General features: G+C 68.0%; 18 protein-coding genes. 9 read left to right on the top strand and 9 right to left on the bottom strand.

The window, feature by feature from the left end; genetic code table 11:
* Nucleotides 1-74 precede the first annotated feature (74 nt).
* Nucleotides 75-818 (bottom strand): SDR family NAD(P)-dependent oxidoreductase, encoded by a 744-nt coding sequence (locus LDQ05_RS09485; protein WP_226436682.1) that lies wholly within the window; start codon nucleotides 816-818, stop codon nucleotides 75-77.
* A 24-nt stretch (nucleotides 819-842) separates the two neighbouring features.
* Nucleotides 843-1,766, bottom strand: coding sequence for a 3-oxoacyl-ACP reductase (locus tag LDQ05_RS09480; protein WP_226436681.1), 924 nt, complete (start codon nucleotides 1,764-1,766; stop codon nucleotides 843-845).
* Between the two features lie 157 nt (nucleotides 1,767-1,923).
* Between LDQ05_RS09480 and LDQ05_RS09475 the strand changes: the two genes are divergently transcribed.
* The 6 genes from LDQ05_RS09475 (at nucleotide 1,924) to LDQ05_RS09450 (ending at nucleotide 9,087) form a co-directional block, all read left to right on the top strand.
* Nucleotides 1,924-3,087 carry a steroid 3-ketoacyl-CoA thiolase gene (locus tag LDQ05_RS09475; RefSeq protein WP_226436680.1) on the top strand — a complete coding sequence of 388 codons (1,164 nt, stop codon included), beginning with the start codon at nucleotides 1,924-1,926 and terminating at the stop codon, nucleotides 3,085-3,087.
* A gap of 100 nt (nucleotides 3,088-3,187) precedes the next feature.
* Complete coding sequence (locus tag LDQ05_RS09470; protein WP_226436679.1) at nucleotides 3,188-5,377, top strand: acyl-CoA dehydrogenase family protein; 2,190 nt, start codon at nucleotides 3,188-3,190, stop codon at nucleotides 5,375-5,377.
* A 12-nt stretch (nucleotides 5,378-5,389) separates the two neighbouring features.
* The gene (locus LDQ05_RS09465) at nucleotides 5,390-6,595 is read left to right on the top strand and encodes a lipid-transfer protein (protein WP_226436678.1); all 1,206 of its coding nucleotides are present in this window, start codon (nucleotides 5,390-5,392) and stop codon (nucleotides 6,593-6,595) included.
* Between the two features lie 5 nt (nucleotides 6,596-6,600).
* On the top strand, nucleotides 6,601-7,470 hold the full coding sequence (locus LDQ05_RS09460; protein ID WP_226436677.1) for a MaoC/PaaZ C-terminal domain-containing protein: 870 nt from the start codon (nucleotides 6,601-6,603) through the stop codon (nucleotides 7,468-7,470).
* A complete protein-coding gene (locus LDQ05_RS09455) occupies nucleotides 7,467-8,123 on the top strand; it encodes a PaaI family thioesterase (protein WP_226436676.1) in 657 nt (218 codons plus the stop codon). Before LDQ05_RS09460 ends, LDQ05_RS09455 begins: the two co-directional genes overlap by 4 nt.
* Nucleotides 8,124-8,298: 175 nt before the next feature.
* Entirely contained in the window at nucleotides 8,299-9,087 is a 789-nt protein-coding gene (locus LDQ05_RS09450) for an SDR family NAD(P)-dependent oxidoreductase (protein ID WP_226436675.1), read from the top strand.
* 18 nt (nucleotides 9,088-9,105) lie between these two features.
* Here the strand turns inward: LDQ05_RS09450 and LDQ05_RS09445 are convergent, their stop codons facing one another.
* Nucleotides 9,106-9,753: a TetR/AcrR family transcriptional regulator gene (locus LDQ05_RS09445; protein WP_226436674.1), complete on the bottom strand. Its 648-nt coding sequence runs from the start codon at nucleotides 9,751-9,753 to the stop codon at nucleotides 9,106-9,108.
* A gap of 62 nt (nucleotides 9,754-9,815) precedes the next feature.
* Between LDQ05_RS09445 and LDQ05_RS09440 the strand changes: the two genes are divergently transcribed.
* The gene (locus LDQ05_RS09440; RefSeq protein WP_226436673.1) at nucleotides 9,816-10,997 is read left to right on the top strand and encodes an alpha/beta hydrolase family protein; all 1,182 of its coding nucleotides are present in this window, start codon (nucleotides 9,816-9,818) and stop codon (nucleotides 10,995-10,997) included.
* Between the two features lie 47 nt (nucleotides 10,998-11,044).
* On the opposite strand, the gene fdhD is transcribed toward LDQ05_RS09440, so the two are convergent.
* Nucleotides 11,045-11,857 (bottom strand): formate dehydrogenase accessory sulfurtransferase FdhD, encoded by an 813-nt coding sequence (fdhD, locus tag LDQ05_RS09435; RefSeq protein ID WP_226436669.1) that lies wholly within the window; start codon nucleotides 11,855-11,857, stop codon nucleotides 11,045-11,047.
* Nucleotide 11,858: 1 nt separating this feature from the next.
* Nucleotides 11,859-14,186, bottom strand: a complete 2,328-nt coding sequence (locus tag LDQ05_RS09430; RefSeq protein ID WP_226436668.1) for an FdhF/YdeP family oxidoreductase — start codon at nucleotides 14,184-14,186, stop codon at nucleotides 11,859-11,861.
* A gap of 232 nt (nucleotides 14,187-14,418) precedes the next feature.
* On the opposite strand from LDQ05_RS09430, the gene LDQ05_RS09425 reads away from it, so the two are divergent.
* Nucleotides 14,419-15,048: a hypothetical protein gene (locus LDQ05_RS09425; protein WP_226436667.1), complete on the top strand. Its 630-nt coding sequence runs from the start codon at nucleotides 14,419-14,421 to the stop codon at nucleotides 15,046-15,048.
* Nucleotides 15,049-15,076: 28 nt separating this feature from the next.
* Here LDQ05_RS09425 and LDQ05_RS09420 read toward each other — a convergent pair whose 3' ends face one another.
* From LDQ05_RS09420 to LDQ05_RS09410, 3 genes are all read right to left on the bottom strand, one after another.
* Complete coding sequence (locus LDQ05_RS09420; protein ID WP_226436666.1) at nucleotides 15,077-15,523, bottom strand: cupredoxin domain-containing protein; 447 nt, start codon at nucleotides 15,521-15,523, stop codon at nucleotides 15,077-15,079.
* Between the two features lie 115 nt (nucleotides 15,524-15,638).
* Nucleotides 15,639-17,732, bottom strand: a complete 2,094-nt coding sequence (locus tag LDQ05_RS09415) for a UvrD-helicase domain-containing protein (RefSeq protein WP_226436665.1) — start codon at nucleotides 17,730-17,732, stop codon at nucleotides 15,639-15,641.
* A gap of 176 nt (nucleotides 17,733-17,908) precedes the next feature.
* Nucleotides 17,909-18,373: a MarR family winged helix-turn-helix transcriptional regulator gene (locus LDQ05_RS09410; protein WP_226436664.1), complete on the bottom strand. Its 465-nt coding sequence runs from the start codon at nucleotides 18,371-18,373 to the stop codon at nucleotides 17,909-17,911.
* Between the two features lie 184 nt (nucleotides 18,374-18,557).
* On the opposite strand from LDQ05_RS09410, the gene LDQ05_RS09405 reads away from it, so the two are divergent.
* Nucleotides 18,558-19,265, top strand: coding sequence for an alpha/beta fold hydrolase (locus LDQ05_RS09405; RefSeq protein WP_308013179.1), 708 nt, complete (start codon nucleotides 18,558-18,560; stop codon nucleotides 19,263-19,265).
* A 185-nt stretch (nucleotides 19,266-19,450) separates the two neighbouring features.
* On the opposite strand, the gene LDQ05_RS09400 is transcribed toward LDQ05_RS09405, so the two are convergent.
* On the bottom strand, nucleotides 19,451-20,218 hold the full coding sequence (locus LDQ05_RS09400; RefSeq protein ID WP_226436662.1) for a hypothetical protein: 768 nt from the start codon (nucleotides 20,216-20,218) through the stop codon (nucleotides 19,451-19,453).
* Nucleotides 20,219-20,453: the final 235 nt, after the last annotated feature.

The raw sequence follows: 20,453 nt of genomic DNA, 5'->3' as shown, positions 1-20,453 counted from the left end.
CGCAGGCCCTTGAGGATCTCGATGGTGTGCTCGACCGTCGGCTCACTGTCACCGTCGTCGACAGGGTATGACTCCTAGCGGAGTTTGATGCTGCCACCGTCGACCATGATGGTCTGCCCGGTGATGTAGGAGGCGTCCTCGCTGGCGAGGAACACCGCGACCCGTCCGATGTCCTTCTCGGGATCACCGAAGCGATGCAGCGGCGTCTTCGCCAACAGCGTCTCCTCGATGCCGGGGTTGGCCGCGATGTACGCCTTGATCCCCTCGGTCGCGGCCAGCGGCGAGATCAGGTTGACGTTGATGTTCTCGGCGGCCCACTCGTTCGCGGCGACGCGGCTGATCGCGCGGATCGCCTCTTTCGCTGCGGCGTACGAGGTCTGGTTGACCTGGCCTTCGATACCGGCACCCGACGCGAAGTTGATGACCGTACCCTCGTGTGCGGCCAGCTGCTCGTGCGCCGCCTTCATCAGCCAGAAGGTGGGGTAGAACCCGGTGCCGAACGACAGGTCCATGATCTCCTGGGTGGTCTCGAGCAACGGCACCTGACGTGACGCGTGCGCGTTGTTGACCAGCACGTCGACCCTGCCGAAGGCGTCGATCGCCGCATCGACGATCACGGCGGCGTTCTCCTCCTTCGAGATGTCGACGTCGAGAAACTTGCCGGCACCGGCGAGTTCCGCTTCGAGCGCGCGGCCCGCTTCGTCGTTGATGTCGACGAACAGGACGCGCGCGCCCTCCTTGGTGAATGCGTGAACGATTCCGCGACCGATGCCACCGGCACCGCCGGTGACGATCGCGACCTTGCCTTCGAGCCTCATACTCCGCTCCTTCGTGGGAGGTGGTCAGTCGACGGCGAGCGCGGCCTTCTCGAGCTCTGCCACGCTGAAGGCAGAGTACGTCTCGTACTTGCCGCGGCCGGTGAAGTACGACGAAAGCTGCTGATCGAGTTCGTCGACGGTGAACGCGGAACCGGCGGCGTCGAAGCGGTTCTCCACCTTCGGTGAGGCCATGAGGGCGACCATCTTGCCGTAGACGACGAACACCTGGCCGGTGATCTCGTGCGAGGCGGGGGAGGCGAGGTAACTGACGAGGGTGCCGACACGCTCGGGGGCGAGCGGATCGAGACCGGCGGTCGCGTCGTCGGCCTCGCCGAACGCGTCGGCGGTCATCGCAGTGCGGGCACGCGGGCAGATCGCGTTGGCGGTGACGCCGTACCGGGACAGGCCCTGCGAGGTGGACAGGGTCAGCGCGGTGATACCCGCCTTCGCGGCGGAGTAGTTCGGCTGTCCGGCCGACCCGAACAGGAACGCCTCGGAGGAGGTGTTGACAACGCGACCGTAGACGGGGCCTCCCTGCTCCTTGCTGAGGTTGCGCCAGTACTGCGCCGCGGCGACGGACGTCGCTGCGTGGCCCTTGAGGTGCACGCGGAGCACGTCGTCCCAGTCGGACTCGGTGATGTTGAAGATCATCTTGTCGCGCAGGATGCCGGCGTTGTTGACGAGGATGTCGAAGGAACCGAAGTTCTTCACGGCCTCGTCGATCATGCGGCCGCCGAGCGACCAGTCGGAGACATCGCCGGTGACCGCGACGGCCTGGCCGCCGGCGGCGACGATCTCCTCGGCGACCTCGTTCGCGGCGGGACCCATGTCGTTGACGACGACCGCGGCGCCGGCGGCGGCGAGGGCGAGCGCTTCGGCGCGGCCCAGGCCGGCGCCCGCACCGGTGACGATCGCGGCGCGGCCGGCGAGGCTGACTGATTCACCCATGAAACTCTCCCGTGTCGAGCAACTAGTATTCATTCTAGTTTGAGGTGTGGCGAGCGTGTTCCGCGTGACGGTCCCGCTCGGTGGGATCCGGCCACGCTGCGGCTCCGGTCGAAAACTAGAATACATTTCAGTACAACCGTCACCTTCAGGAGTGGGCATGAGCAACGTCGTCATCGTCGAGGCTGCGCGGACGCCGATCGGGCGCCGCCGTGGCCAGCTGGCCGGAGTCCACCCGGCCGTGCTGCTCGGCGCCGCGCAGAAGGCGGTCCTCGATCGCACCGGCGTCCCCGCCGACCAGATCGGCCAGCTCGTCGGCGGCCTGGTCACCCAGGTGGGTGAGCAGTCCAACAACGTCACCCGCAACGCCTGGCTGCACGCGGGCCTGCCGCACACCACCGCCGCCACCACCATCGACTGTGCCTGCGGCTCGTCCCAGCAGGCTGTGCACATGGTCGCCGGGCTGATCGCCTCCGGCCAGATCGATGCCGGCATCGGCTGCGGCGTCGAGGTCATGAGCCGCGTCTTCCTCGGCCAGGCACTCGCCCCCGGCACCGGAATGCCCTACCCGGACGACTGGTCCCTCGACCTACCGGACCAGTTCGTCGCCGCCGAGCGGATCGCCGAGAAGCGCGGCATCAAGCGCGGCGACGTCGACGCGCTCGGCCTGCGGTCGCAGCAGCGTGCCGCGCAGGCGTGGGCCGAGGGCCGCTTCGACCGCGAGATCGTCCCCGTCGAGGCGCCGGTCGTCACCAAGGAAGGTGAGCCCACCGGCGAGATCGCGACCGTCACCCGTGACGGCGGCCTCCGCGAGACCACGGCGGAGGGCCTGGCCGCCCTCCGGCCCGTCGTCGAGGGCGGCGTCCACACCGCCGGGAACTCGTCGCAGATCAGCGACGGTGCCGCTGCGGTGCTGCTGATGAGCGAGGACAAGGCGAAGTCCCTCGGGTTGCGCCCCCGCGCCCGCATCGTGTCCTCCGGTATGGTCGGCTCCGAGCCGTACTACCACCTCGACGGCCCCATCGACTCCACCCGCGACGTGCTCGCCAAGTCGGGGATGTCGCTGTCGGACATCGATCTCGTCGAGATCAACGAGGCCTTCGCGTCCGTCGTGCTGTCGTGGGCGCAGGTGCTCGATGCCGACATGGACAAGGTCAACGTCAACGGCGGTGCCATCGCCCTCGGCCACCCGGTCGGTTCGACCGGTTCGCGTCTGATCACCAGTGCGCTGCACGAACTCGAGCGCTCGGACCGCTCCACGGCCCTGGTCACCATGTGCGCCGGTGGCGCGCTGTCCACGGCCACCATCATCGAACGCATCTGACGGGCCACCCCTCCACCCGTGCGCGTTTCTGGTAGCCAGGACTACCAAAAACGCGCACGGGTACGAAGTGCCCCTCCCTCCTACTCTCGAGGACGAACTCATGACCATCGGATTGAGCGACGAGGACCGCGAACTGCGTGACTCGGTGCGCGGCTGGGCCGCCCGGCACGCCACCCCCGACGTGATCCGCGAAGCCGTCGAAGCCAAGACCGAAACCCGGCCGCAGTACTGGGGATCCCTCGCGGAACTCGGGATGCTCGGCCTCCACCTGCCCGAGGACGTCGGCGGTGCCGGCTTCACCCTTCTCGAAACCGCCATCGTCGCCGAGGAACTCGGGCGCGCCATGGTTCCAGGCCCGTTCCTGCCGACCGCGGTGCTCTCCGCGGTCCTGAACGAGGCCGGGCGCACCGGCGAACTCGCCGCGCTCGCCGACGGCACCCTGTTCGGTGCGGTGGCCCTGCAACCGGGCGCCCTCACCGTCGACCGCACCGGCGAGCACGTGACCCTGACGGGCACATCGAGTCCCGCCCTGGGTGGGCACGTCGCGGACGTGTTCCTCCTCGCCGCTGCCGACGGCGACTCCACCGTGTTCGTCGTCGTCGACCGTGATCGCCTCCACGTGACCGACCTGCCCAGCCACGACGTGGTGCGGCGCAACTCGGAGGTCACCGCCGACGATCTCACCCTCGCGGACGGCGACATCCTGACGCTCGACGCGCAGCGGGTCGTGGACATCGCCGCGACCCTCTTCGCTGCGGAGGCCTCCGGACTCGCCGACTGGGCGACCACCGTCGCCGCCGACTATGCGCGGGTACGCAAGCAGTTCGGTCGCGTCATCGGCCAGTTCCAGGGTGTCAAGCACAAGGTCGCCCGGATGTTCGCGCTCACCGAGCAGGCGCGTGTCACCGCGTGGGACGCGGCACGCGCACTCGGCGACGACACGCCCGCGCAGGAGGTGTCGCTGGCCGCCGCGGTCGCGGCGGCCGTCGCCCCCGACACCGCATTCCACGTCACCAAGGACTGCATCCAGGTGCTCGGCGGAATCGGCTACACGTGGGAGCACGACGCACACCTGTACCTGCGTCGCGCGCAGTCTCTGCGGATCCTGTTGGGCTCCACCGCATCCTGGCGTCGCCGCGTCGCGAACCTGACGCTCGACGGCACCCGCCGCGTTCTCGGCATCGACCTGCCGGCCGAGGCGGAGGCGATCCGCGCCGAGATCCGCGCCGAACTCGAGCCCGCGACCGCCCTCGACGGAGCCGAGCGCAAGGCGTACCTCGCCGAGCGCGGCTACACGTCCCCGCACCTGCCCACCCCGTGGGGCAGGGGCGCGGACGCCGTCACCCAGCTCGTCATCGCCGAGGAACTCGCTGCGGCGCAGGTGAAGCCGCACGACATGATCATCGGAAACTGGGTGATCCCGACGCTCATCGCACACGGCAGTACCGAACAGCAGGAGCGGTTCGTGCCCGCGTCGCTGCGCGGCGACATCGTGTGGTGCCAGTTGTTCTCCGAACCGGGGGCGGGCTCCGACCTCGCGAGCCTGTCCACGAAGGCCGTCAAGGTCGACGGCGGCTGGAAGCTCAACGGGCAGAAGGTGTGGACGTCCATGGCGCGCGACGCGCACTGGGGTATCTGCCTGGCCCGCACCGACGCCGACGTCCCCAAGCACAAGGGCCTGTCGTACTTCCTCGTCGACATCCGCAACTCCGAGGGCCTCGACATCCGGCCGTTGCGGGAGATCACCGGCGAAGCGTTGTTCAACGAGGTGTTCCTCGACGACGTGTTCGTCCCCGACGACTGCCTCGTCGCCGAGCCCGGTGACGGGTGGAAGCTGGCCCGCACCACCCTCGCCAACGAGCGGGTGTCGATGACCGGTGGCTCGTCCCTCGGTGACGGCGGGGAGGCGCTCGTCGCGCTCGCCGACACCCTGCCCGGCGGCATCGACGACGATCAGCTCACCGAACTCGGCCAGATCCTGTGCGACGCGCAGTCCGGCGGCCTGATGGGGCTGCGGACCACGCTGCGGTCCCTGACGGGTGCGCAGCCGGGCGCGGAGTCGTCCGTCGCGAAACTTCTGGGTGTCGAGCACATCCAGCAGACGTGGGAGGTCGCCATGGACTGGGCGGGCCCGTCGTCCCTGCTCGGCGAGCAGGATCGTCGATCCGCCACGCAGATGTTCCTCAATTCCCAGTGCATGTCGATCGCCGGTGGTACGACGAACGTTCAGTTGAACATCATCGGCGAGCGCATCCTCGGGTTGCCTCGCGATCCTGAACCAGGGAAGTAGGCACGAACGCACATGAACCGCACCTTCGTCGTCGGCGTCGGCATGACCGAGTTCGAGAAGATCGAGAGCCGTGACTGGGAGTACCCGGACATGGTGACGGAAGCCGTGGAGAAGGCACTCGCGGACGCCGGGATCGACTACTCGCAGGTCCAGCGCGCCGCCGCGGGGTACGTGTTCGGTGCGTCCACCGCCGGCCAGCGCGCGCTCTACGAGACGGGCCTGACGGGCATTCCGATCGTCAACGTCAACAACAACTGCGCGACCGGCTCCACGGCGCTGCTGATGGCCCGCGAATGGGTGCAGGCCGGGTTCGTGGACTGCGCGCTGGCCGTCGGCTTCGAGAAGATGACGAAGACGTCGATGACCGGCACCGGCGAGATGCCGAAGGTCACCACCCTCGACGACCAGCTGAAGGTGATGGTCGCCAAGCACGGGTGGGGTACCGGCCCGATGACGGCGCAGCTGTTCGGCAACGCCGCCGTCGAGCACATGCAGCGGTACGGCACCACCGCCGAGCAGATCGCGTCCGTCGCGGTGAAGAACCACAAGCACTCCGTGAACAACCCGTACGCACAGTTCCAGAACGAGTACACCCTCGAACAGGTGCTGGGCGACAAGATGATCCACGCACCGCTGACGCGGTCGCAGTGCTCGCCCACCTCCGACGGTGCGGGCGCCGCGATCGTCGTCAGCGAGAAGTTCGTGCGCGAACACGGACTCGAGGACCAGGCCGTCGAGATCGTCGCGCAGGCGCTGACCACCGACACCACCGAGGCGTTCGCAGAGCAGTCCATGATCGACGTCGTCGGCGCACCGATGACGCGGGCCGCCGCGGAGCAGGTGTTCGCGCAGTCCGGGCTGACCATCGACGACGTCGACGTCATCGAACTGCACGATTGCTTCGCGATCAACGAGATCATCACCTACGAGGGCCTCGGCCTGTGCGCCACCGGCGAGGGCGGCAAGCTCGCCGAATCCGGCGCCACCACCTACGGCGGCCGGTGGGTCGTCAACCCGTCCGGCGGCCTCATCTCCAAGGGCCACCCCCTCGGCGCCACCGGCCTCGCCCAGTGCGCCGAACTGACCTGGCAGCTGCGCGGCCAGGCCGACGCCCGCCAGGTCGACGGCGCCACCGTCGCCCTGCAACACAACCTCGGACTCGGCGGGGCGTGCGTCGTCACGCTCTACCGGTCCGGAACCATCACCAAGGAGTCGTAACCACAATGCCGATCGACGTGAAGGCCGCGCTGTCGGCCGCACCCACCGTCCGCGAGGTCAGCTGGACCGAGCGGGACGTGATCCTGTACCACCTGGGACTGGGTGCGGGCGTCGACTCGCTGGACCCGGCCGAGCTCCGCTGGGTGTACGAGAAGGACCTCGCGGTCCTGCCGACCTTCGCGATGATCGCCGGACAGGGCGTCTCGGCCGGACCGGTGCGTCCGGCCGGGATGAACCTGCCCGGAATCGACATCGATCTCCGCAAGATCCTGCACAGCGGCCAGTCGCTGACGCTGCACGCGCCGATCCCGGCGTCCGGCACCGCGACGATCTCGCAGCGCATCTCCGACGTGTGGGACAAGGGCAAGGCCGCCGTCATCGTCCTCGAGACCACCGGCAGCGACGCCGACGGCCAGGCGCTGTGGACGCAGTCCATGCAGATCTGGGCGCGCGGCGAGGGCGGCTTCGGCGGCGAGGCCGGACCGGACGCGGTCGCGACCGTCCCCGAGCGGGACGCCGACAAGGCGCTGGTGTCGCCGACGTCCACCCAGCAGGCGCTGGTGTACCGCCTCAGCGGCGACCTCAACCCCCTGCACGCGGACCCCGCGTTCGCGAAGACGGCCGGATTCGACCGGCCGATCCTGCACGGCCTCGCGTCCTACGGCGTCGTCTGCAAGGCTGTCGTCGACGGCATCCTCGACGGCGATCCCGCCCGCGTGCGGTCGTTCTCGGTGCGGTTCGCGGGTTCCCTGTACCCGGGCGAGACCATCGAGACGTCCGTGTGGCGCGACGGCGACACCCTGACCCTGCTCGCCACCTGCCCCGAGCGGGACGGGCAGTCGGTCCTCACCCACGCGACGATGGAGATCCGATGAAGGTCGACCCCGATCACCACCCGACCGTCGACAACGCGTCCGACGGCACGGTCCTCACCTCGGCTCCCCAGGATTCGCCGATCGACCACGCCACGGCCGCGGCCCGCCGCGTCATCGATGCGCTGCTGCGGACCGACCGCGCCAATCCGAACCTGGAGCGTGTGGCGGAAGAACTCGACAGCATCGTCGGGCACCTCGAGGAACACGCCCCCACGGTGCGTGAGCGGATGGTCGACATGTGGAGCGGGGAGGGTGTCACCCGCCACGACCCGATCACCGGTCCGGAGAATGCGATTGCACCCCCGCTCGTCATCGAAGGTGTCGGCGACGGGTCGGTGCGGGCCGTCGTGACGTTGACGCTGCCGTACCAGGGGCCGCCCGGGTGTGTGCACGGAGGTGTCTCGGCAATGCTGCTCGACCACGTTCTCGGTGTCGCGAACGCGTGGGCGGGCAAATCGGGCATGACCGCGCAACTCAACACGCGGTACCACAGGCCCACACCGTTGTTCGAGCCGCTGACGATCATCGGACGGCAGGTCACGACGGACGGCCGCAAGATCAACACCGTCGGTGAGATCCGCAACGCCGCCGGAGAGGTGTGCGTATCGGTGGAGGGACTGTTCATCGAAGCAGGTGTACCCCGCCCGCGCTGAAAGGGACGTACCACGCCCGCGCTGAATGGGGTGTACCCCGCCCGCGCTGAATGGGGCGTACCACGCCCGCGCTGAATGGGGCGTACCACCGAGATGAACAGAAGCAGAAGCGAGCCCCGCACCGGAATGGCCGGTGCGGGGCTCGCTCGCCTATCAACGCAGATCAGGAGTGGGCATGGGAAAACTGGAGGGACGCGTCGCCGTCGTCACGGGAGCCGGAATGGGAATCGGCCGAGGTGTGGCCGGCGCGCTCGCGCGTGAGGGCGCCCGGATCGTGGTTGCGGAGATCGACGAGGACGCCGGCGCCGACACCACCGGATGGCTCACCGAGCAGTGGGGTGTCGGAGCGACGTTCGTGCGTACGGACGTGACCGACCGCGACCGGGTGCACGCGATGATCGACGCCGCCACCGACGAGTTCGGGCGCCTCGACATCCTCGTCAACAATGCGTGGCGTCCGCTCGGCTACGCGCGTTTCGAGAAGACGGCGGAGGACAACATGCGCGCCGGGTTCGACATGGGTGTCATGTCGGCGTTCTGGGCCATGCAGCATGCGTACCCGGCGCTGGCCGAGCACGGCACCGGGCGGGTGATCAACATGTGCAGTCTCAACGGGGTGAACGCCCACATGTATTCGGTGTACTACAACGCCGCGAAGGAGGCGTTGCGCAGCATGACCCGCACCGTCGCCCGCGAATGGGCGCCGAAACACATCTGCTGCAACGTGATCTGTCCCGGCGCGCAGAGTGCCGCGTACCGGCGGGTCGCCGAGGCGAATCCGCAGATGGCCGCAGCCCAGGAGGCCGCGAACCCGATGGGGCGCATCGGTGATCCCCTCGACGACATCGGGACCGTCGCCGCCTTCCTGGCTTCCGATGATGCTCGTTACCTCACCGGCAACACCCTCTTCGTCGACGGCGGCAGCCACATCAACGGCGTCCAGTGGGCACCCGACGTGGACTGACGGCGCCGGCCGGGACGGTCACCGGTTCACACGCGGTACACGGAGCATCGCGCAGGCCAGCGCGATGATCTCGTCCTCGAACAGATCCGGTGCAGGCGCATCACCGTCCTCCCGGGCACGCTCGTACGCCGCGTACGCGCCGATCACGAAACGCACCATCAGGCCCACCCGATGCCGCGCCGCGATCTCGGGTGGGCCGAGTTCGTCCGCGATCCGCACCAGCAACGCCGACAGTACGTCGAGGGACTCGTCGGACGGGTAGTAGTGGGCGCCCCGCGCCGCCGACGCGGGCGGGGACAGGACATCGAGTGGTGCCGTGGCCAGCCACTGCTCGTTGAAGCGCGCCCAGTAGCCGGGGTCGGACGTGTGGACCTGCGTGGCCAGTGGATGCACGTACGCGTGGACCAGACGGTCGAGCGTCGGCGGCGCATCGCGTTCGGCCGCGGCCACGAGCGCGGCACGTTCGGCGTTGATCGTCGGAGCGTGACGGGACCAGATTGCGTCGAGCAGCCCGTGCCAGGACCCGAAGTGGTAGCTGATGGCGGAGTTGTTCCGCTGACCGGCCTCCTTGAGTACGTCGCGGGAGGACACACCGTGGATACCGCGACGGGCCACGAGTTTCTCGGCGGCGTCGAGCAGAGCGAGACGCCCGGTTGACATCCTCATGTGACGCAGACTACTAAGAAGGTCATCTCTATGGTTAATGCACTCTTCTTATCGGAGGTCTCATGACCCGCTCCACACCCCACCGCGTGGCCGTCGCCGTCGCGTTCGTCTCGCTTCTCGGTGCCACTGCCTGCTCCGACACCGAGACCGACGGCGCCGGCGCCGCGCTCGCTCCGGGCACGCTGATCACCGAGCGCACACTCACCACCGCGGCTGCGCTACCCAGTGCCGCGCGCACCGAACTGATCACCTACACCTCCGAGGGCGCCGACGGCCGGCCGATCCTCGTCTCCGGCACGGTCGCCGTCCCCGAGGGCGAGGCACCGGACGGAGGCTGGCCGGTGATCAGCTGGGCGCACGGCACCACCGGGGTCGGCGACGCATGCGCGCCGTCCGCCGACACCGTCGGCGGTCCCGCACACGGCTACCTCGGCCTCACGACGGCGATGCTCGACCGGTGGGTCGCCGACGGCTACGTCGTCGTGCAGACCGACTACGAAGGGCTCGGCACCCCGGGCGGGCACCCCTACATGAACGGTGACAGTGCCGCGAACACGGTCGTCGACATCGTCCGTGCCGCACGCGAACTCGACCCGACGGTAGGGGAGGAGTGGATCGCCATGGGGCACAGTCAGGGCGGGCACGCCGCGCTCTACACGGCGGCGACCGGCGCCGAACGTGCCCCCGAACTCGACCTCCGGGCAGTGGTCTCGTTCGCGCCGGGTAGCCGTACCAGCGAGACCGCGGAGTTCTACGCTACCGGCGGCCCCGCCATCGCGCCGGCGCTCGGGTTCCTTCCGGTCCTGCTGCTCGGTGCCGAGGCGGCCGACCCGTCGCTGTCGGCCGACGCGATGCTCACCGACGCCTCTCGACCACTGCTCACCGCGGCACGGACCGGATGCATGGACGACATCCGTGAGGCCGCCGCTACCGTCCCGGTCGACCAGGTGTTCTCCCCGGACGCGAACCTGACTGCACTGCGCGACTACTACGCCACGCAGGAGGTCGAGCCGCTCACCCCGACGGTGCCGACGATGATCGTGCAGGGCGACAAGGACGTGCTGGTCGGCCGTCCCATCACCGACCAGGTCGCCGACGCGCTGTGCGCCAACGGTGCCGATCTGACCTACACCGTCTACGACGATGCCGACCACCGCGCGGTGCTGGACGAGTCGTTCGACGACGTCCGCGCCTACGTCGACTCGGTGCGCGGCGGTGAGGAACCCGCAACCACCTGCGGCTGAGGTCGGCGTGGGGCACGCTCCGGCGGTCGCGAGGGGCGAGCGGGTCGTCAGAGAAGCGAACCCGTGTAGACGTTCATCGAGTCGTCGCGCAGGAACCCGACGAGTGTCATCGCCGATTCCTCGGCGAGATCCACCGCGAGCGACGACGGGGCCGACACAGCGCCGAGCACGGGAACACCCGCCATCACGGCCTTCTGTACGAGCTCGAACGAGGCACGCCCACTGACGATCAACACGGCGTCGGACAACGGCACCCGGTTCTCGGTCAACGCCCAACCGAGCACCTTGTCGACGGCGTTGTGCCGGCCGACGTCCTCGCGCAGCGCGAGCAGGGCTCCCTCCGCGGTGAACAACGCGGCGGCGTGCAGCCCACCGGTGCTGTCGAACACCTTCTGGTGGCGGCGCATCGTCGCCGGTAGCGAAGCGAGGGTCGCCGAGGGCACCCGGAAGCCGCCGCTCAGCGGGAAGCGGGTGCGGGTGCGCACCTGATCGAGCGACTCCTTGCCGCACACCCCGCACGCCGACGTCGTCAGGAAGCTCCGGGCACCGGCACCCTCCGGTACCGCCGTCCCGGGGGCCAACCCGACATCCAGTACGTTGTACGTGTTGGCCCCCGTGTCGTCGGTGCCGTCGCAGTACCGCGCGACCGCCACGTCGTCGCGGGAGGCGATGATGCCCTCCGCCAGCAGGAATCCGTGGGCCAACTCGACATCGTGGCCGGGAGTACGCATCGTGACGGTCAACGCGCGACCGTCGAGCCGGATCTCGAGGGGTTCCTCGACCGCGAGTGTGTCGGGGCGCCGCGTCGTGTGCCCGGGTGTGACCCGCACGACCGCGCGGCGCGTGGTGACCCGACCCATGTCACCGACCACCGCTCTCCGGGGCGCCCGCTGCTTCGAGGCGAACCGTGATGGCTTTCGACGCGGGCGTGTTCGACTTCTTCGCGACGTGATCGAGCGGGACCAGCGGGTTCGTCTCCGGGTAGTAGGCCGCGGCGTTACCCTTCGGCGTGCTGTACGCGAGGAGGCGGAACGCCTCGACACGTCGTTCTTCGACGGTGCCGTCGGCGCGGGGCCATTCGGAGACGACGTCGACGAGATCGCCGGCACGGAACCCCAGTTCGACGATGTCCTCGGCGTTGGCGAGCACGACTCGGCGCCCGCCCTTCACGCCGCGATAGCGGTCGTCGAGGCCGTAGATCGTGGTGTTGTACTGGTCGTGGCTGCGCATGGTCTGCAGGATCAACCGGCCCGGTGGTGTCCGTACCCATTCGAGTTCGCTGACGGTGAAGTTCGCGCGGCCCGTGTCGGTGCGGAACTCGCGGCTGTCGCGGGGTGGGTGCGGGAGCGGGAAGCCGTCGGGCTGTCGGACTCGGGTGTTGTAGTCGTCGAAGCCGGGAACGACCCGCGAGATCGCGTCGCGGATGCGGTCGTAGTTCTCGCGGAATCGTTCCCACGGCACCGGGTGGTCCGGGCCGAGCAGGGTGCGGGCGAGACTGCACACGATGTCGACCTCGCTGCGCAGATGCTCGGACACCGGGCGCAACCGCCCGCGTGACAGGTGCACCATCGACATCGAATCCTCCACGGACACGGATTGTTTCTCCCCATCCTGGACATCGAGGTCGGTGCGTCCCAGGGTGGGGAGGATCAGTGCGGTGGTGCCGTGGACGACGTGGCTGCGGTTCGGTTTCGTCGACACCTGCACCGTCAACGCGCAGTTGCGCAGTGCGGCTTCGGTGGCGGCGGTGTCGGGGGTGGCGGAAACGAAGTTGCCGCCCATCGCCACGAACACCGACGCCCGACCGTCGCGCATCGCGCGGATCGACTCGACCGTGTCGAACCCGTGGGTGCGCGGGGAGGTGATGTCGAACTCGGAATCGAGTGCGGCGAGGAAGGATTCGGGCATCTTCTCCCAGATACCCATGGTGCGGTCGCCCTGCACGTTGGAATGACCCCGCACCGGGCACACCCCCGCTCCGGGCTTGCCGATCATGCCGCGGGCCAACAGCACGTTGACGGCTTCGGAGATCGTGGCGACCGCGTGTGTGTGTTGGGTCAGTCCCATCGCCCAGCAGATCACGGTGCGTTCGGATGCGATCAGGTCGGCGGCGGTGGCACGCAGCTGCGCGAGGGTCAGGCCGGTGGCCTCGACCACGGTGTCGAGGTCCACCTCACGGATGTGCGTTTCGTAATCCTCGAATCCCGCGCAGTGGGTGTCGAGGAAGGTGCGGTCGAGGACGGTTCCGGGTGCGGCGTCTTCGGCCTCGAGGAGCAGTCGTCCGAGCCCCTGGAACAGGGCCATGTCGCCGCCGAGCCGGATCTGCAGGAACTCGTCGGCGATCTCGACTCCCTGCCCGACCACACCGGAGATCTTCTGCGGATCCTTGAAGCGTCGCAGACCGGCTTCGGGGAGCGGGTTGATCGCGATGATCCGAGCACCGTTCGCCTTCGCCTTCTCCAGTGTGGACAGCATCCGCGGATGATTCGTCCCCGGGTTCTGCCCGGCGATGAGGATCAGATCGGCCTGTTCGACATCCGGTACCGACACCGACCCCTTTCCGATCCCGATCGTGTCGGTCAGGGCTGTGCCCGACGACTCGTGGCACATGTTCGAGCAGTCCGGCATGTTGTTCGTGCCGAAACTGCGGATCATCAGCTGGTACAGGAACGCGGCTTCGTTGCTGGTGCGTCCCGAGGTGTAGAAGACGGCTTCGTCGGGGGAGTCGAGCGCCGTCAGCTGTCCGGCGATCAGATCGAACGCGTCGTCCCAGCCGATCGGTTCGTAGTGCGACGCGCCCTCGCGCAGCACCATCGGGTGCGTGATGCGCCCCTGCTGCCCGAGCCAGTAGTCGGTTTTCGTGGACAGTTCCTCGACGGAATGCCGGGCGAAGAACTCGGGGGTGACGGTGCGCAGCGTCGCCTCCTCGGCGACGGCCTTCGCGCCGTTCTCGCAGAATTCGGCGGGCTTGCGGTGACCGGGGGTCTCCGGCCAGGCGCATCCGGGGCAGTCGAAGCCGTGTCGCTGGTTCAGTCGGGTGAGGGTCCGCACCGTCCGGGTGACGCCCATCTGTTCGTAGGCGCGTTCGAGCGACACCAGTACCGCGGGGACCCCGGCGGCGTAGGTCGCGGGGGAGGTGACCTCGAGGTCGGCCTCGTCGATGTCGGATTCGGGACCGTGACGCGTCATGGGTCCATAGTGGCCCGTGCCACTGCGCCGAGCCAACCGGGGATGCCGTCGAGGGTCGGCGACTCCCGCGGACACACCTGCTTCCCGCGTCCACTGTTCGAGCGGAGGGAAGACATCGGGTCCGCGGGAAGGCTGTCGGAAGGCGGATGCTTGCCTACGGGTGGGTAGCGGAGGAACGTGAACGACGTGGAAACCACCGGCGACGCCGCCGGGCGCCGCCTCGACGAGAGAGGTGCCGATCGTGTTTGCACGTTCCACCACAATCCTGTCCCATCCGTCGTTCATCGACGCCGGGATCATGCACATGCGCACCACCGTGATGCCTGCGCTGGCAGACATCGAGTCCTGCCTCGGAATGTCCCTGCTCGTCGACCGCACCTCCGGCCGATGCATCGCCACGAGTTCGTGGCGTGACGAGGAATCACTCCGCGCGAGCGAAGGGCGCGTCGGTCTGCTCCGTGACGAGGCCGCCGAAGTGTTCCACGGCCGCACCGAGGTGTCCCGGTGGGAGATCGCCGCGATGCATCGCGAACACCATTCCGGTCGGGGCGCGTGCTGCCGCGTCACGTGGTTCACGATCGATCCGGCCGACATGGACCGCGGACTCGACGTGTGGAATCTGGCGGCACTGCCGAAACTCGAGGAAGTCGAGGGCTTCTGCAGCGCCGGTCTCATGCTCGACCGCGCCACAGGACGTTCGGTCACGTCGTTGATCTTCGACAGCGCACAGTTGCTGGACGCCGGCAGCGAACGCCTCGACGCGCTTCGGGATGCCGGTTCCCGTGAGGCCCGCGCGGCGATGACCGACACGTGCGATTTCGAACTCGTGATCGCGCATCTGCACGTGCCCGAGATGATCTGATCGGATCGGACCCGCCGCAGATCCCCGGTCACTGCACGGTCAGCGTGCCCACCATGCCCGAGTGATACGTGCAGTGGAAATCGTACGTGCCCGGATCGATCGGTGCGGTGAACGTGACGGTCTCACCGGCCGCGACCTCGACATCGAAGGTGCCGTCGTTCGCGGTGACGGTGTGCGGTGCGCTGTCCAGGTTGACGACCGTGACGACCTGGCCGGGCGTGACGGTGATCGGGTCTCCGAAGGAGGAATCCTCGATCGTGATCGTCGCTTCGGACGCCGCGGCTTCCGGTGATTCGGTGGCGTGCGGTGTGGTCGTGACAGGCGCGGTGACCGCGGGGCTCGTGGTGGTGGCCGCACCGTCGTCCCCGGAATCTCCACACGCTGCGGTGAATCCGAGAGCGGTTGCGGCAGCGACGATCATGATGGTTCCGGGCACGCGACGGGTGTGGACGGTGGATGATGCAGTGTCGGACATGACTGTGCTCCTCGGGTATCCGGTCGATTCTCCCAGAAACTTCCCTGCGGTGGGCGGGACCCGACGGATTCGATAGTCGTGTATCCGGCCGCACCGCCGGTGGCCGTACTCATGTTCAGAGGAGCGGGGTGAGGAAGGGGCTGGGTTCGCCGTGCCACGTCACGAGCAGTTGTTCCCGCGCGCGGGTGCAGGCGACGAACAGCAGGCACCGTTCCCGCTGCAGGTCTCGTGCGTGGGTGTGTTCGTCCTCATCGGCGGACGCCACGGCATACGGCGCGGGGAGTTGCTTGCTGGAGACCGCGGCGACGGCGAGGCAACGGAACTCGAGCCCCTTCATCCGGTGCATCGTGCCGATGGCCACCCCCTCGGTCTTCCCGCGGGAATCGGCCAGAAACGTGCTGGGAATCCGGTGCTTGGTCAGTGCCGCGGCGACGGCGTCCCCGAGCTTCCTGGACCGCACGGCGACGCCGATCTCGGACGGTTCGATACCGCTGTCGATCCACCCCTGCACTTTCTCGGACAGCGAGGCGAACTCGACGTCGCGGGTGACGAACCCTTCGACGGTCGGAGCGTCACCGTGGACGTCCGACCGGCATCCGGCGATGGTGTCGAGTCGATCGTTCATGTCGTCGAAACGTGCACCGTGCATGAGTTCGAGACTCCACCGAAGGATTTCGGCGCTGGTCCGGTAGTTGATCGTCAGCCGGCGTGACCGCCCGGTGACGTTGATGCCGACGTCACGCAGGCTCACGTGGTTGTTGTAGATGCGCTGATGGGTGTCTCCGGCGAGGAACAGGTCGTCGGGGCCTTCCGGGACGGAGGCGCGTAGCAGCCGCCACTGGTCGGGGCTCAGATCCTGCGCCTCGTCGACGACGATGTGGCGGTACGGCTTGTCGGTCCGCTGTTCGAGAATTCTTGTGGCCTCGCGGCGCACCGTCTCGTGGGTGTGGACCGTGCGGGTGATGAGCGCGTGCTCGAACTCCCAGATCGCCTGCCACACCATCGCTTTCTGGGATGCGCCCAACCGCCGCCCACGACCGGTGCGTTTCGCGGCGAGGTAACCGGCGGCGTCGGAGACACGCTGGGCGAGCACCACCTGCCGCCACTCCTCGCCGAGGAACGTCTCGGTGAAGTCGATACCCAGATCGTCGATGATGCTGCGCCACAGCTTCTTCTCGTCCGCATTGGTGATCAGGTGAGGGCTGCCGTGTTCTTCACGGAACACACGGTGGGCGATCCGGTCGACGTGCTCGACGACGATCCGCGCTTCGACGGCGGGATCGTCGACGAGCATCAGGATGCCGTCTTCCAACGACTCGGCGAGGGTCGAGGTGAACGTGGTGACGAGAACCTTCCCGTCGCCGCGTTCGGCGAGGCGACGGGCGCGATGCAACGCGACGACCGTCTTGCCGGTGCCGGGTCCGCCGGTCACCCGCGCCGGACCCCGAAAGGAGGCGTCGACGACGGCCTGTTGCGCCGGATGCAGATAGATCCGCCACAGTGCGAACGGATTCGCGAACACCGCCATCAGCTCGTCCGGGCCGTCGACGAGCAGGACGCGGTGGGAGCTGCGACGGATCGCAGCGTCGAGATCGGCGGTGTCGACGGGCCCGTCGAGGATCTCGGCTCCGAGGTCGGCCCACACCTCGTCGGGTGTCATCCCGGCGGCGAGCCCGTAGAGGACCTGCCACTGGGTGCTGGGAAAGTACGGCTGGGCCGCGTCGAGTTGCGAATCGTCGGTGAGCAACCGCGCGAACCGCACGGCCTTGTCGTCGAGTCCGAGGCGGACCAGGTCGCTGTCCTTGACGTGTGCGAACAGGTGCGCACCCGAGTTGTCGGGGGCCTGCCGGTCGAGGTGGGCGAGATGTTCGTCGAGGGCGGCGTCGTCGCGGACCTCGATACCGCCGGTCGCCTGGTTCACCGACACGTTGCGGCGTTCGGCCCACACGTAGGCGTCGTCGTGGGGGAGCACCTTCAGGAGCGTGTAGGTGTCGCCGGTCTGCGGGGCGAGGACGATGCCCCGCCAGAACTGGGTGATGCGGATCGACCGGAACTGAGGGTTGCGTGCGTTCTTGATCTTTTCCAGGTGCAGCCCGGTGTGGGTGGCGGTGTCGAACTTGCCGAACACCTCGTGGACCCGGGTCTGCACCGACTGTTCGAGTTTCGCGAAGTCGAGGAGGAAATCCTTGTCGATCGCCAATGTCGCCACGTGCCCCCGCCTCTCGTACCGGTGGGTCGCGGATACGCGCCCGTCCTCTTTGTCGTGTTCCCCAGCGGCGACACTACCGGGGCGGAGTGACACCGGTGGGGTGGGTGGGGCGGAGTCGAGACTGTTGGAATGCGTGCCGTCCACACTCGACGTCGTCGCGGTGCGGGGGGCGACGCTCAGCGACCGGCTTCGTCCGGATCGAGGGTGTCGAGCAGGCGCTGCATCGTCGAACACAGCGCGGTGAACTCTGCGGGGCCGACGATCGCGGCCCAACGCTGCTCGATGTCGGCGACTCGATCACCGGCATCGGATTGCAGCTGTCGTCCCCTGGTGGTCAGCTCGATCAGTTTGGCTCTGCCGTCCGCGGGATCGGGGCGGCGCTCCACGTAGCCGAGGGACTCGAGGTCGTTGACCAGTTCGGAGGTCGCGGCCAGGCTCAGCTGCGCGCGCGTCGCGAGTTCGGTGAGTCGGATGCCGCCCGTGCGTATGTTGCCGAAGATCTGCAGGTGGGGGTCGCGGACGTCGCCGTAGCCGCGTTCGTCCGCCGGTGCGGCAAGGTCGCGCCGGAACTCGCGCAGCAACCGGACCAGCAGTTGCCCGATGGCGAGCCGATCCGCAGGGAGGTCTCTTGACGTGGCCATACCGACGGAGAATACTACGGTTACCGAAGTTTCGGATTCCGAAGTATTTTTGCGAGGTCGTCATGAGTACGCCGAGCCCCGATTTCGTCACCACCGCACTGGGCGGACTACATCTCGACAGCGTCGGTGCCGGCCCGCCCTGCTGTGGCACAGCCTGTTCGTCGACTCCCGGTCCTGGGGTGAGGTGATCGACGCCTTCGCGGCGTACCGCCGGGTGATCGCGATCGACGGACCCGGGCACGGCCGCAGCGAGCGCATCGACCACGACTTCACGCTCGACGACTGCGCCGCGGCCGCGATCGAGGTCCTCGACCGACTCGGCATCGACCAGCCGGTCGACTGGATCGGTAACGCGTGGGGAGGTCACGTGGGCATCGTGGTCGCCGCGACCGGGCCCGCTCGGGTGCGCACCCTCACCACCATCGGCACACCGGTGCAGGCGCTGTCCACCCGTGAGCGGCTGACGAAGGTCGCGCCTCTGGTCCGGATGTACCGCCTCGCCGGCGCCACGCGGTACATCACCCGCGCACTGTCGAACGCACTGCTGGGGGCCGACGCTGCCGCGGCCCGACCCGAGCGGGCCGAGACGATCATCGATGCGTTCCGCACCGCCGACCGCACGTCGATGCTGCACGCGATGCAGTCGGTGATGGTGCACCGGCAGGGCCTCGGAGACCTGCTGCCGCGGATCACCGCACCGACATTGATGCTCGCCGCCCGTGACGACGCCATGGGCTGGCAGCTGTCCGACGCGCAGTCCGCCGTCTCCACCATGCCCGACGGGCGCGCCGAGGTGGTCGCCGGTACGGGTCACGTGTCCCCACTGGTGATCGACGCCGACGTCGTGGTGAAGACCATCGTCGAATTCTGGACTTCCGTTCCGGAGCAGTGAAATCGGTGTCCGGGAAAGTGGTGTCTCGAAAATGCGTGGCATTCGGGCGATCACGCTTCCGGTGTGGGAGGGGAGTGGGGTCGGTTCGTCGGTGTCGTGTGCGCCGCGCCCGAATATTGCCGAGGGCGGCGATGGGAAGTGGCGTTGCCGGTGTTGTCTGATTCGGATTCGGTGTGTTGGCCCGGCTATTCGGGTTGTTCCGGCCAGCCTGGGTAGGGTGGCAGGGTGGGGTAGGGGACGGTGAGCACATCGCTGAGGCGTGTGGGTCGATCCTCCGGCGGATCGGGGAACTTGTATTCGCATGCAAGATGGTACGAGAAATCTTCGATGCTGAGGCGGTGCCGTGTGACGGTCCAGCCGCCGAACATGTCGGGTTGTGGTGCGCGGGCCGGACCTGCGGTGGGGCGGGTGTCGTAGATTGCGCCGTCCGGTCCGGGAGCGATCTCGACTCCTATCGCGTTGGGAACGCGGGTTCCGAGATTTCCGTAGCTGCCGTCCTCGCGGGTGAACATGAGTGAGTAGTTGCCTTCGCAGATGATGGCGATGATCCCGGTGTCGGTGGTGGTCATCTCCAGAATGTGCCCGTACGAGGTGCCGACGATGGGCTGGGGGTTGTGGTTGGTGCGGTCGTTGATGTCGCGTTCGCGGAATGGTTCGAAGACGAGGTGCTCGATGGCTTTCTCGAATCCGGGATAGCCGGCTTTGGTGGAGTGCGCGTCGGTGGCAGCGTAATACGACTCGACATAGGCGCGGATTGCGGTGGCGGGCCCGCTGAACAGGTCGATGTGAGGTTCGGCGCTCCAGCGGTAGTTGTATCGGACAAGGTCGGGAAGCTGGTATGGGCCTTTGTTCGAGGGAATGGCTGTGGAATCGACATGAGGTCGAACCGCAGCGCACCCTGCGATAGCCATTCCGGCAATGAGGAGAACTCCGATCAGGCGGTGGGCGATCATCCGCTCATCCTTCGGTCACGGATCGTCTGCCGTCGTCTACGGCCGTGTTGAAGCTGTCGATCGGGATTCCCCGTACGTTGAGTTCTCCTGTTACTACCGAAATGAATACAGGTATGGACCTATCAGGTCTGTCGGATTCAACCTGGGCGAGCGTCCCCAGGTTTCCAGCCTCGGTCTTGAACGGGTCCCACTGAGACCCATCCGGAAGAACACCCCCATTCTCCTCCCAGGGGCC

The organism is Rhodococcus yananensis (assembly GCF_020515525.1).
Taxonomy (GTDB): domain Bacteria; phylum Actinomycetota; class Actinomycetes; order Mycobacteriales; family Mycobacteriaceae; genus Rhodococcus; species Rhodococcus yananensis.
The sequence above is the reverse complement of the archived record's forward strand: the minus strand, read 5'-3'. Positions and strand labels throughout refer to the sequence as shown.